Origin of the sequence: Mycetohabitans endofungorum (assembly GCF_002927045.1) — a bacterium.
GTDB classification, from domain to species: Bacteria; Pseudomonadota; Gammaproteobacteria; order Burkholderiales; family Burkholderiaceae; genus Mycetohabitans; species Mycetohabitans endofungorum.
Map to the genome: position 1 here is coordinate 78,831 of NZ_PRDW01000002.1, position 12,792 is coordinate 91,622.

12 protein-coding genes and 1 tRNA gene are annotated in these 12,792 nt (G+C 64.3%); 11 read left to right on the plus strand and 2 right to left on the minus strand.

Translation table 11 applies throughout. The features are described from left to right. Nucleotides 1-207: 207 nt before the first annotated feature. On the minus strand, nucleotides 208-585 hold the full coding sequence (locus B0O95_RS02045; protein ID WP_104076409.1) for a thioredoxin family protein: 378 nt from the start codon (nucleotides 583-585) through the stop codon (nucleotides 208-210). Nucleotides 586-733: 148 nt separating this feature from the next. After that, nucleotides 734-2,311, minus strand: a complete 1,578-nt coding sequence (gene dprA / locus B0O95_RS16280; protein WP_233203031.1) for a DNA-processing protein DprA — start codon at nucleotides 2,309-2,311, stop codon at nucleotides 734-736. A gap of 238 nt (nucleotides 2,312-2,549) precedes the next feature. On the opposite strand from dprA, the gene def reads away from it, so the two are divergent. The 11 genes from def (at nucleotide 2,550) to queC (ending at nucleotide 12,788) form a co-directional block, all read left to right on the plus strand. After that, nucleotides 2,550-3,053, plus strand: a complete 504-nt coding sequence (gene def, locus B0O95_RS02055; protein ID WP_104076410.1) for a peptide deformylase — start codon at nucleotides 2,550-2,552, stop codon at nucleotides 3,051-3,053. A gap of 8 nt (nucleotides 3,054-3,061) precedes the next feature. Next, on the plus strand, nucleotides 3,062-4,075 hold the full coding sequence (fmt, locus tag B0O95_RS02060) for a methionyl-tRNA formyltransferase (RefSeq protein ID WP_104076411.1): 1,014 nt from the start codon (nucleotides 3,062-3,064) through the stop codon (nucleotides 4,073-4,075). Between the two features lie 9 nt (nucleotides 4,076-4,084). Beyond that, entirely contained in the window at nucleotides 4,085-4,312 is a 228-nt protein-coding gene (locus tag B0O95_RS02065; RefSeq protein WP_104076412.1) for a hypothetical protein, read from the plus strand. Between the two features lie 83 nt (nucleotides 4,313-4,395). Next, nucleotides 4,396-5,253, plus strand: a complete 858-nt coding sequence (gene htpX / locus B0O95_RS02070) for a zinc metalloprotease HtpX (protein WP_104076413.1) — start codon at nucleotides 4,396-4,398, stop codon at nucleotides 5,251-5,253. Then, nucleotides 5,254-6,636 carry a 16S rRNA (cytosine(967)-C(5))-methyltransferase RsmB gene (gene rsmB, locus B0O95_RS02075; RefSeq protein ID WP_104076414.1) on the plus strand — a complete coding sequence of 461 codons (1,383 nt, stop codon included), beginning with the start codon at nucleotides 5,254-5,256 and terminating at the stop codon, nucleotides 6,634-6,636. It begins immediately after the preceding gene. Next, the gene (locus B0O95_RS02080; protein WP_104076415.1) at nucleotides 6,633-7,226 is read left to right on the plus strand and encodes a DUF4390 domain-containing protein; all 594 of its coding nucleotides are present in this window, start codon (nucleotides 6,633-6,635) and stop codon (nucleotides 7,224-7,226) included. Before rsmB ends, B0O95_RS02080 begins: the two co-directional genes overlap by 4 nt. After that, a complete protein-coding gene (locus B0O95_RS02085; RefSeq protein WP_104076416.1) occupies nucleotides 7,216-9,660 on the plus strand; it encodes a sensor histidine kinase in 2,445 nt (814 codons plus the stop codon). The genes B0O95_RS02080 and B0O95_RS02085 overlap by 11 nt, the downstream gene beginning before the upstream one ends. Further along, nucleotides 9,661-10,347 carry a response regulator transcription factor EsaR gene (gene esaR, locus B0O95_RS02090; protein WP_104076417.1) on the plus strand — a complete coding sequence of 229 codons (687 nt, stop codon included), beginning with the start codon at nucleotides 9,661-9,663 and terminating at the stop codon, nucleotides 10,345-10,347. Between the two features lie 106 nt (nucleotides 10,348-10,453). Then, nucleotides 10,454-10,529, plus strand: a tRNA-Phe gene (locus B0O95_RS02095). Between the two features lie 139 nt (nucleotides 10,530-10,668). Beyond that, nucleotides 10,669-11,937 (plus strand): glycosyltransferase, encoded by a 1,269-nt coding sequence (locus B0O95_RS02100; RefSeq protein ID WP_104076418.1) that lies wholly within the window; start codon nucleotides 10,669-10,671, stop codon nucleotides 11,935-11,937. A 116-nt stretch (nucleotides 11,938-12,053) separates the two neighbouring features. Next, nucleotides 12,054-12,788, plus strand: coding sequence for a 7-cyano-7-deazaguanine synthase QueC (gene queC, locus B0O95_RS02105; protein ID WP_104076419.1), 735 nt, complete (start codon nucleotides 12,054-12,056; stop codon nucleotides 12,786-12,788). Nucleotides 12,789-12,792: the final 4 nt, after the last annotated feature.

Below are 12,792 nucleotides of genomic sequence, written 5' to 3' on the forward strand. Positions count from 1 at the left end.
AAGTACGGATGCGCGGAATCGAACGCTTTATAGCATATCGGCCGCAAACACATCGCGGCTCGAGCGCGGCAAGCGGCTTGTAGCAACAGTTCAGCCGCGCATGATAAGCGCGTGCCAAGGCCTGCCGCAAGCGCTCAGCGCAATTGCGTGCAAGCGCGGCGCGAGGCGGCAATAGCCGGAGAATGGGCAATTTGCGTGCCGCAGCGCTCACGCGTCGATGAGCGCCGGACGTAGTTTCGGCGCGCGCTCCACGCCGGGCAACGAGGACAAGTCGACCAGCAGCCGCGCAACGATCTGCGGATGGGGCAGTACGGTGCCGAAAAAGCGCGTGGCATGAGCATCCTCGATCAGGATGGTCGGAAAATTCTCCACATCGAAGTCATCGAGCCGGTCGGCATGCGTCTCGATGTCGATCCAAACAAAACACGTTTCCGGATGCGCGTCCGCGAGCGCGTCGAAACCGGCCCGATATTCGCGGCACGAGCCGCACCATTCGGCGCACAGGCAGGCAACAAACAGCGTGTCAGCGGATGACAGACGCGTGGTGATGACGTCGGCGTCGTGGTCAAGGTCGAGGGCAGGCATGATCGAGAAATCCTGGCAACGCATCGTAGTGGCGTGGGCGTGCCGGCGTGGCTCGCCCAGCGGGGTACCGCCGTGGCGCCACGCCGCTGCTGATGCAATTTAGTTTTGGACTGTAGCATGGTCGCCGTGCGGCCGGCATGCAATCCGCTCACGCGCGCTGAAAGCGCCCGCCTGGTAGCGCAACGATCGTACCGGACAATTCCAGTTCCAGCAGTACCGCTTGCAGTGTCGCGCAGTCCAAATGAGTACGCTGTACCAGGGTTTCAAGCGTGACGGGATCGTGTCCGATCGCTTCCAGTGTCGCGCGCCGCGCTGCGTCTGCGGCGTGGCCGGCTTGGGTGTTCCGTGCAGCGGCGACGTACGTCGGGCGGCGGCGGGCGCTCGACCAGGGCCCGATCGTGCGACGTCGGGTCGGGGCGCGCGCCGCAGCGGTGCCGCGCCGTGCATCACCGGGCGTGACGGTGCGGTACCGCCACCGCCGCGCGTGGTGGCCCGTCACCAACGGATCGGTCGGTCTGGCGGCCGCGGCGTCGACCCAATCGGCTGCCGGCGCGTCAGCCGATTGGGTCGTCCCAGCGTGTATCGGCCGGATGGCGGCGCGCTCGGCCGGTTGGGCCGTCGAAGTATCACGCCTGTGGGCCGTCAAAGCATCCAGCATGTGAGTCGTCGCAGCATTGGGTGCAGGGATTGCCGCCCCGGGCCGGTGAGTTGCCGCCGGCTCAGGCGGGCGGACTGCCGGCGCATGGTTCGCGCAGACGGTCAATGTGGCTGCTTGCGCGCTGGCTGGGGCGGCCCCGGGAGCGGCCTCGACGCCCGGCTCCGGCAATCGAAGCTCGGTCAGCACGTCGTGCGGTGTCTCGACCAGCTTGGCGCCGTCTTTGATCAGCCGGTGACAGCCACGGGACATTGGCGAATGGATGGAGCCGGGAATGGCGAAGACGTCGCGGCCGATGTCGTTGGCCAGTCGCGCGGTGATCAACGAACCCGAATAGGGGGCGGCCTCCACGACGAGCACGCCCCGTACCATCGCGGCGATGAGTCGGTTGCGTTGCGGGAAGTGCTGGCGCAGCGGCGCGGCGCCCAACGGCCATTCGGTCAGGATTGCACCGCCACGCTCGACAATTTTAGCAGCCAGGTCGGCGTGACGTTGCGGGTAGATAACATCCGCGCCAGAGCCGGTGATCGCCACCGTCACGCCGCCGCTGTCCAGCGCGCCGCGATGCGCGGCACCGTCGATGCCCAGCGCTAGTCCCGATACGATGCACACACCCTGTGCCGCAAGCGCCTGCGCGAATAAGCGCGCATTGTCGTTGCCTTGCGGTGTCGGATTGCGGCTGCCAACGATCGCTAGCGCTGGTTGGTGCAGCGCGCCGATTGCGCCGTGCACGTAAAGCAGTGGCGGCGGATCGTACAGTGTCAGCAGCGCGGGCGGATACGCCGGGTGGCCGAACGGCACGATCAGCCGTGCGTTCCCGGCAGCCCATGCAAGCGCTGCCTCCACGCGCGGTGCCACCGTGTCGCGGCTTTGCAGCAACGCCTGTGCGGCGACAGCGCCGACCACCTGCTCCAGGCCCGCGGCCGTCTCGGTCATGATGGGTCGCGGCGAGCCGAATGCCGCGAGCAACGCGAGCGCCGCCGATGCCGGCACGCGCGGCGTATGCGCGAGCGTCAACCAAGCGGCGAGTTCGTCTGCCGCAAGCATCGGAGGCTGAATTGTGGTATTCATCGCGTGATAAAATTTTGTCAGTCCAGTAGGTTGGTTTCCGGCGTTCCCGGTCCGCGTCGCAGGACCCGCGCACCGCGTCCGCCAGTGCAAGCGCCAAGCGGCCTTTGCGCGCCCGCGGTTTGATTCGGGAGCGCTGCGCCCTGACTTAACTATTACCGAAGATGAAGAGGTGGGCGATTCGGCTGATTGGCCGACGCTTGCGCGCGAATATGAGTCCGCTCGAGAGGACTGATTGATCATGGCTTTGCTCAATATCTTGCATTACCCCGATAAGCGCCTGCACAAGGTCGCCAAGCCCGTCGAACGGGTCGACGAGCGCATCCGCAAGCTGGTGGCCGACATGGCCGAGACGATGTATGCGGCACCCGGCGTCGGGCTAGCGGCCACGCAGGTGGATGTCCACGAGCGAGTCGTGGTCATCGACGTGTCGGATACCCGCGATGCGTTGCGCGTGTTCATCAACCCAGAGATCGTCTGGTCGAGCGATGAGCGCAAGGTCAACGAAGAGGGGTGCCTGTCGGTGCCGGGCATCTACGACAGTGTCGAACGCGCCGAGCGGATCCGCGTGCGCGCATTGAACGAGAACGGCGAGCCGTTCGAGCTAGAGTGCGAAGGATTGCTGGCGATTTGCATCCAGCACGAGATGGATCACCTGCTCGGCAAAGTATTCGTTGAGTACCTGTCGCCGCTTAAGCAGATGCGGATCAAGACGAAGTTGAAGAAGCTCGAGCACGCGATGTGACGGCCGCGATGACGTCTACTCTTCGCGTAATTTTTGCCGGTACGCCCCAGTTCGCGGCGACCGCGCTGCAGGCGATCCACGATGCGGGCTTCGCGGTGCCGCTCGTGTTGACGCAACCCGATCGTGCGGCGGGACGCGGAATGAAGTCCTCGTCGAGTCCAGTCAAACAGCTTGCGCTGGCGCGGGAGTTGGCGCTCGCGCAGCCGCCATCGTTGCGATGCGACGGCAAGTATCCAACTGAAGCAGCCGACGCGTTGGCGCTGTTGCGCGCCACGCCGCACGACGTGATGGTGGTGGCTGCGTACGGGCTGCTGTTGCCGCAAGCGGTGCTCGATATCGCACCGTATGGCTGTATCAATATCCATGCTTCGTTGTTGCCGCGCTGGCGAGGCGCGGCGCCGATCCACCGCGCGATCGAGGCCGGCGACCGGGTCACGGGCGTTACGTTGATGCAGATGGACGCGGGTCTGGACACGGGCCCGATGCTCATGCGCGAAGCCGTGGCGATCGAGCCCACGGACACCACGGGCACGCTGCATGACAAGCTGGCCGCCACCGGCGCGGGGCTCATCGTTGCCGGGCTGCGCGAATTGGAGCGTACCGGCTCGTTGCTGGTGACGCCGCAGCCGAGCGAAGGCGTCACGTACGCGCACAAGCTATCGAAGCAGGAGGCGGCGCTTAATTGGCGCTTGCCAGCCGACGTGCTCGCATGCAAGGTGCGCGCTTTTGATCCGTTTCCGGCCGCGCATGGGATACTGGACGGCACGCCACTGAAAATCTGGGCCGCCGAGCCGGTACGTGCCGACGGGTCCGACTTGACTCCGGGCACTATTCTGGCCGTGGACAGCGCCGGCGTGACGATTGCCTGTGGCGAGCACGCATTGCGTGCTACTCAGCTGCAAAAGCCGGGAGGCAAGCGGCTTGCCGCCCGGGAATTCGTGGCGGGATTCCCGCTGCGCGTGGGCCAGTGCTTCGAGACCGGGCGGAACGATCGGCCACGGGCTGCGCTACCGTCGCAATAGAGGATTGCCATGCTGGGAATCACGCATTTTCCGCTCTTCATCGCCGCGGTGTTCCTGCTCAATCTCACGCCGGGCCCCGACACCGCGTACATCGTGGGGCGCAGTTTTGTTGCCTGGATCGCTGGCACCACGACGCAGCGGCTGTCGGGGCGTGCACGGGTCAGGCAGTGGCTGGAGTGCGGTGTGGGTAGCGCTTTCATCGGGCTCGGCATCAAGCTGGTGATGACGACACGCTGACGGGTGGGGACATTGAATTTTCGATGCATGCCCCTATCTAACAACTTCCTTACGACGGGTCGTTTTGGTTCGGAGTAGCTGACATGTTCAACTGGTTCAAGACGGCGCTGCTAATGGCCGCGATCACCGCGCTGTTCATCGTGATCGGCGGCATGATCGGCGGCACGCGTGGCATGACGATCGCGTTGGTGTTCGCGTTGGCAATGAATTTCTTCTCATACTGGTTCTCGGACCAGATGGTGTTGAAGATGTACAACGCGCAGGAGGTCGACGAAACCAGTGCGCCACAGTTCTATCGAATGGTGCGTGAACTGGCCACGCGCGCCGGGCTGCCGATGCCGCGCGTGTACCTGATCGACGAGGACCAGCCGAATGCGTTTGCAACCGGCCGCAACCCGGAGCACGCGGCGGTCGCAGCGACCACCGGTATCTTGCGCGTGTTGTCCGAGCGCGAGATGCGCGGCGTGATGGCGCACGAGCTTGCGCACGTCAAGCACCGTGACATCCTGATCTCGACGATTTCAGCGACGATGGCGGGAGCCATCTCCGCGTTGGCCAACTTCGCGATGTTCTTTGGCGGCCGGGACGAGCAGGGTCGGCCGAACAACCCGATTGCCGGTATCGCGGTCGCGCTGTTGGCGCCGTTGGCCGCCGGTCTGATCCAAATGGCGATCTCGCGTTCGCGGGAGTTCGAGGCGGACCGCGGCGGCGCGCAGATCAGCGGTGATCCGCAAGCATTGGCGGCGGCGCTCGATAAAATCCATCGGTATGCGGCGGGCATTCCGTTCGCTGCTGCGCAGGAGCACCCGGCGACGGCGCAAATGATGATCATGAACCCGCTGGCCGGTGGCGCGATCCAGAACCTGTTTTCGACCCACCCATCGACCGAGGAGCGGATCGCGCGACTGATGGCGATGGCGCGCACGGGGCGCTACAGCTGAGTGAACCACGCGCCCCGGAAACGGCCTGCCTCCGGCGCTGCCGCTACGCCGCGGCCGGATTCCCTCGCGTTTGCGTTGGACGGCGCGGCGCGCGCCCTCGCGCGGCTGCGGGCTGGGACTGCGCTGCCGGACGCGCTGGCCACCGTCCATGCGGGCATTGCATCGGCGCAGGCTCGCGGCGCGATCCAAGATCTTGCCTATCGCGCGACACGGCAACTGGCGCGGGCTGACGCGTGGCTGGCCGCGCTGGTTCGCCGGGCGCCTGCTGAGCACGTAGCGAATGTGCTGCGCTGTGCATTCGCGTTGCTTGCCGAGCCCGATGGGGCGCGTGCGTACCCTGACTTCACGGTGGTCGACCAGGCGGTTGACGCGATCGCGGCCCGCGCGGACGTCGCGCATACGAAGGGACTGGTCAACGCCGTGCTGCGCAATATGGTCCGCTCACGGCCTGCATTGCTCGCCGAAGCGATGCTCGATCCGGTCACCCGCTGGAACTATCCCCGATGGTGGATTGACGCGCTGCAGCGCACGTGGCCTGACGACGCGCAGCGTTTGCTTGAAGTGGGCAACGCGCATGCGCCGATGACGCTGCGGGTGAACCGTCGTCAGACGGATGTGGTGACCTATCTCGAGAGGCTGCGGGCAAGCGGCATCGACGCGTTGCGCAACTCGGCTTGCCCCGATACCGCGCTCACGCTGCGCGAGCCGATGCCGGTCGAATGCCTGCCTGGCTTCGCGCAAGGCACGGTTTCAGTGCAGGATGCGGGTGCGCAGCGTGCTGCCGCGCTGCTCGACGTGCGCGATGGGATGCGAGTGCTGGACGCGTGTGCAGCGCCCGGCGGCAAGACCGGGCATCTGCTCGAATGCGCCGACATCGAGCTGGTGGCACTCGAGCGAGATGCGACGCGGGCCGCGCGCATCAAGGAAAACCTCGCGCGGTTGAAGCTGTGCGCCAGTGTGCAGACCGGTGATGCGGGGGAGCCGGGCCAGTGGCACGACGGCCGGCGATTCGACCGTATCCTGGCCGACGTGCCGTGCTCCGCGTCGGGCATCGTCCGACGCCATCCGGATATTCGCTGGCTGCGACGTCCCACCGACATCATCGCCTTGGTCGCCGAGCAGCGCCGCATCGTGCAGGCGCTGTGGCCGCTGCTGGAGCGCGGCGGGCAATTGCTGTATGTGACGTGCTCGGTCTTCCCGGAAGAGGGCGAGCAACAGGCCGCATGGTTTGAACACGCGCTCGAAGATGCGGTACGATTAGACGCGCCGGGCCAGATCTTGCCCACGGTGGCGCGCCCGGGCGATCATTGCGATGCTCACCGTGACGCCCGATCGGACCTCGACCAAGACGGATTCTTCTACGCGCGCTTTCAGAAACGGTGACCCAATCACGCTTTTTCTCGTCACGGCTCGTTGCCGTTTTCGGTCTAGTGCTGGCGGTCTGGTGCGCGACATTCGCATCGGGCTCGCGCGCGGACACGTTCTCGGTGCAGCGGGCGTCGTTACAGGCTGACAGCAGCGGCTGGAGCCTGGACGCGCGGTTCGACTTCCAACTCAACAGCAGTCTTGAAGACGCCGTCAACCGGGGCATTCCACTGTACTTCACGACGGAGTTCCAGTTGAGTCGCGCGCGCTGGTATTGGTTTGACGAGCAGCCGGTCAGCGTGTCGCAAAGTCTGAGGCTGTCGTTCCAGCCGCTCACGCGCGAGTATCGCGTGTCCACCGGTGGGTTGCAACTAGGCTTTCCGACATTGGAGGAAGCGTTGGCGGTGATTCGCCATGTCACATCGTGGCATGTGATCGACCGCTCGCAGGTCAAGCCCGACGAGACCTATACGGCGTCGGTGCGCATGCAGCTCGATACCGCGTTGATGCCCAAGCCGTTCCAGATCGACGCGGTCAACAATCGCGACTGGAACTTGGCCTCGGACTGGAAGCGGTTCACGTTCACGGCGGGTGAGCATGGCAAATAGCGCGAGACTCAAGAGCCTGCTGGTCAGGCTGCTGATCGGGACTTTCGTGCTGACCGCGCTGCTGCTGTTAGTGTTGCTGGCGCTCGCCAGCGCGAACACCGAGTTCTTCGATCGCTATTATTCGTGGCTGTACACGGCGAACTTCGTCGTCGCGCTGATCTTCATGCTGATCGTTGGCGGATTGGTGTGGATCATCGTCAGCCGACTCAGGCAGGGGCGTTTCGGCACGCGGCTGCTCGCCAAGCTGGCGGTGTTCTTCGCGCTGGTCGGTGTGCTGCCGGGCGGTATTATCTACCTGGTGTCGCTGCAGTTCGTGTCGCGCAGCATCGAATCGTGGTTCGACGTTAATATCGAGACGGCGCTGACCTCCGGGCTGAACCTGGGGCGCGGCATGCTCGATGCGTCATTGTCAGACCTGCAGAATAAAGGCCGGCTGATGGCAGACCAGCTTGCCAATACCGATCCGTCCAACATGACGCTGACGTTGCTGCGACTGCGCGACCAGTTCAGCGTGCATGATGCGACAATCGTCGAGCCGGCGCGCAGCGTATCCGGTGCAATGGGCGAGATGCGCGTCATCGCGCAGGCGTCGTCCAATTTTGCGGCGCTTGTGCCGGATGACCTGCCTACGCCGCTGATGCTCGGCCAGGCGCGCGAGCGTGGCTATGCGGCCGTGGAGGGCGAGGTCGACAACATCGGCGCGGGCGCCCATAACGCCGCCAAGGACGTGTTGCGGCTGCGCGTGGTGGTCCGTATCCCGAGCACGGACACGAGCGCGCTGCAACCGAGCGAGCGCTTTCTGCAGCTCGCGCAGCCGGTGCCGTCGTCGCTGGCGCACAATGCCGACGCAGTGCAGCGTGCGTACCGCGAATACCAGGAGAAGGCGCTCGGCAGGACCGGCCTGCGCAAGATGTATATTGGTACGCTGACGCTTGCGTTGTTTCTCGCGACTTTTACCGCGATGATGCTGGCGCTGGCGTTGGGCAATCAGTTGGCGCGTCCGCTGTTCCTGCTGGCGCAAGGCACCAAGGAGGTGGCGCGCGGTGATTACACACCTAAGCGCGAGATCAAGACGAACGACGAACTGGGCTTCCTGACCCAATCGTTCAACGCGATGACGCGCCAGCTCTCCGATGCGCGTGCCGCGGTCGAGCGCAACCAGATCGAGCTCGAGCATTCGAAGGCGTATCTGGAAAGTATCCTCGCGAACCTGACGGCGGGGGTGTTCGTATTCGATTACCAGTTTCGGCTGACCACGGCCAATCGCGGCGCGGAGCGGATTTTCCGGCAACCTTTCGATGCCCTGCTTGGGGTGCCCCTGGAGCAGATCACCGCGTTGGTCGCGTTCGGCGCGATGATCCGCAAGGCGTTTGCCGAGCGGGATGCGGCGCGCTCCCCTGAGCAAGGCCTGCCGCCCGACCCGGGGCATTGGCAACAGCAGTTCGCGATCGAGGTACCCGGTGAGAGCGACCCGCTGACGCTGCTTGTGCGCGGCAGCCGCCTTGCGCAGCCCGGCCTGACTCATGCGCCGCAGGTGGGCACCGCGGGCTATGTGGTGGTGTTCGACGATATTTCCGACTTGATCTCGGCGCAGCGCTCGATTGCGTGGGGCGAAGTCGCCCGGCGGCTCGCGCACGAGATCAAAAATCCGCTCACGCCGATCCAGTTGTCGGCCGAACGGCTACAGATGAAGCTCGGCGACAAGCTCGCGCCGGAAGACGCGGGCTTTTTGAAGCGCAGCGCGACGACGATCGTCAACCAGGTCGCCGCCATGAAGCGCATGGTCGACGATTTCCGCGAATACGCGCGCACACCGCCGGCGGTGCTCGTGAACTTACAATTGAACGAGTTGGTCACCGAAGTGTTGACGCTGTATGGGATCGAGGACGGCAAGGGTCCGTTGGAGGTGAAGCTGTCGGCATTGCCGGTGATCAAGGGCGATCCGACGCAGCTGCGGCAGGTCGTGCACAACCTATTGCAGAATGCGCTGGATGCGGTCGCGGACGTTCCGAGCCCGCATATCCTGCTCGAGACTAGGACAGTAGAATACGGCGAGCCCGATGCGCAGGGACAATCGCGCGTCGCGGTCCGGCTTGCCGTATCGGACAATGGTCCGGGCTTTCCCGCGCGCATCCTGACACGCGCGTTTGAGCCCTATGTCACGACCAAGGCCAAAGGGACAGGTCTCGGGCTTGCTACGGTGAAGAAAATCATCGACGAGCATGGTGCGCGTATCGACATCCGCAATCGCACGAAGCCGGGAGAAGGAAGCGTGGTTGGCGCGCAGATATCGATCTTGTTCCTGCAGTTGGCCGACGGCGTCGATGCACCGGACCCTTCAGGCGGCACGCGCACGCCACAATCCGCTGCAGCGGCGAAAGACACGGCGCATACAAAAGCAATAGCGGCAACAGCGCAGACAAAGGTAGCGTAAATGGCAACCATCCTGGTGGTAGACGACGAAATGGGTATCCGGGAATTGCTCTCGGAAATCTTGAGCGACGAAGGACATGCTGTCGACGTCGCCGAAAACGCACAACAGGCGCGGGAGTACCGGCAGCGATTGACGCCGGACCTCGTGCTGCTCGACATCTGGATGCCGGATACCGACGGCGTGACGCTGCTCAAGGAATGGGCGGCGCAGGGCCAACTGACGATGCCGGTCATCATGATGTCAGGGCACGCGACGATCGACACCGCTGTCGAGGCGACGAAGATTGGTGCGCTGAATTTCCTCGAAAAACCGATTGCGTTGCAAAAGCTGTTGAGCGCGGTCGAACAAGGGCTGGCGCACGAGGAGGCCACACCGTCGGCGATAGCGGCCAGCAAGCCGCCCGTGCCGGCGACGCAAACGGTCGCCGGGGCGGCGGCGTTGCCGGTCGCGGACGCATTGGGCGCCGCGTCCAATGGCGTGGCAGGCGTGCCGACCACGGCCATCTCGTTCGACATTCCGCTGCGCGATGCGCGCGACGCATTCGAGCGCGCGTACTTTGAATATCATCTCACGCGTGAGAATGGCAGCATGACGCGCGTCGCGGAAAAGACCGGGTTGGAGCGTACCCATCTGTATCGCAAGCTCAAGCAGCTTGGCGTCGAACTGGGCAAGAACAAGGCGGAATGACGGCGCCGCGCGCCGCCCGCCTTCCTACGCTGCCCGCGCCACGTCTGCCACGTCGACAAAAAACTTGAGACCTGCAGCCGACCTTGATATACTTCTTGCTTCGCGTGGCCCGGTAGCTCAGTTGGTAGAGCAGCGGATTGAAAATCCGCGTGTCGGTGGTTCGATTCCGCCCCAGGCCACCACCGATTGATTGACAAAAACCCAAGAGCCGAAAGTTCTTGGGTTTTTGTTTATTGATCGCCTGTTCACGCAGGCGAGACCTGCGCTGTCGGTGCGTGCGGCGCTCCAGGTAACGCGGACAGGCGAGGAATCCTACGAATCATGCAACACGACAGGTATGCGGCGCGCGAGGCCAAGGTCACGCGCACCCGCATCGCATTCCATATCCACCATTTTGGGCTTGGCGGGACCGAGACCGCGCTGATGGGATGGTTGCATGCGCTGGATCGTGGCGCGTTCGACGTCGACTTGATCGTCGGGTTTCCGACTGAGGAGTTCGAACAGCATTTCCGGGCGCAGCTACCTGGCGACGTGCGCGTGCACTTTCTCGCCGACCGGCCGTGGCAGTATCGGCTTGAGACGCTGCGGCTGCAACGCCGGCTTAGCCGTATCGGCCGTATCGTGCAACAACTGGTGTTGCGACCGTACTTGCGACAGGTGTTCGCGCGCCGGATCCGCGCCCTTGCGGCTCACTACAACTTGATCTGCGACTTCGATCTGTCGCTGCGCCAGCACGCGGGCGCCGGCGGCAAGCCATGGATCGGCATCAGCCACTTCAGCCTCGCGGCCCGGCTCGGCAATCGGCCGGCCAAGGTCAGGCGGCTCGCACGTCAATACGCGCGCTACGCAGCGGTCGCGGCGCTCAACGCGGACATGGCGCGCGAGGCGCGGCAGATGTTTGGTGCGCAATTGCGCGACGTCATCGAATTGCCGAACGTCATCGACCCTGCAGTGATCCGGGCACAGTCCGAAGCATCGGTCGAATTGCCGACACGTCCGTATATCGTATCGGTCGCGCGGCTCGACGGTGATCAAAAGGATCATGAAACGTTATTGGACGCGTACGCGCGGATGCGCGAGCGTGGTCATGGCGACGCGATGCTCGTGCTGGTCGGTGATGGCCCTTACCGCCCGGTATTGGAGCAGCGGGTCAGCCGTCTCGGGCTGGCCGATAGCGTCGTGTTTGCCGGCTTCCATGTGAATCCGTTCCCGTTCATGCGGCATGCGCGCGTGTTGGTCCTAAGTAGCCGCTTCGAGGGTTTCGGGATGGTGTTGCTTGAGGCGATGGCGCTTGGTACACCGGTGGTGTCAAGCGATTGCCCGAACGGTCCACGCGAAGTACTGGCCGACGGTGAGGCAGGACTGCTGGTGCCGGTGGGTGACTCGGTCGCGATGGCAGAGGTGTTGCAGCGCGTACTGACGGACGACGTATTACGCAGGCGTTTGGTGTCGCGTGGGCTCGCGCGCGTACAAGAGTACGGCCCTCACGCAGCGAATCGCCGCCTGATGGAGTTGGCCTCCCGCTTGTGCAAGCGCGATGCTGGGTTGGCCGACGTGGCTGCGTCCGTGAGGTCCGCTGGGTCCGCATGATAAAATCCATCGTTTTGCGCCGCCCTCCGGCAGGCCGATGACCGGTAAACACTCGCGCGCAGTGGCCCGCGCGGCGCCGGCCTATACTGCCTGCATCTGATCGAAGGAGTGCCACGGTGACTCGGACAGACGCCCAACGCGGCGCGCTCGTATTGTTTTCCGGTGGACAGGATTCGGCCACCTGCGTGGCATGGGCGCTTTCGCGCTACGATCGCGTCGAAACCATCGGCTTCGACTATGGGCAACGGCACCGCGTCGAGCTGGAATGCCGCGAGGGGTTCCGCGATGCGTTGATCCGCGCGTTTCCTCAATGGAAGCCGACGCTCGGCGACGACCATCGCGTTGACCTGTCGGTGCTGGGGGCGATCAGCGACACAGCAATGACGCGCGAGATCCAGATCGAGACCCAGGCCAATGGGTTGCCGAACACATTTGTGCCAGGCCGCAACTTGATGTTCATGACGATCGCGGCAGCGGTTGCGTACCGGCGCGGGCTCGGTGTGCTGGTGGGCGGCATGTGCGAAACTGATTTTTCCGGATATCCAGATTGTCGCGATGACACGATGAAGGTGCTGCAAGTGGCGCTAAATCTGGGCATGGACCAGCGTTTCGTGCTCGAAACCCCACTGATGTGGCTGGACAAGGCGGACACTTGGCGGCTTGCGGAATCGATCGGCGGCGAAGCGCTGGTCAAGCTGATCCGCGTTGACACGCATACATGCTATGTCGGCGAGCGGGCTGAATTGCACGATTGGGGCTTCGGTTGCGGCGAGTGTCCGGCATGCAGGTTGCGCGCACGCGGCTACCACGCATTCCGGCATGGCGGGCGCGTTGATCCTGCGTCGCTTTGACGCT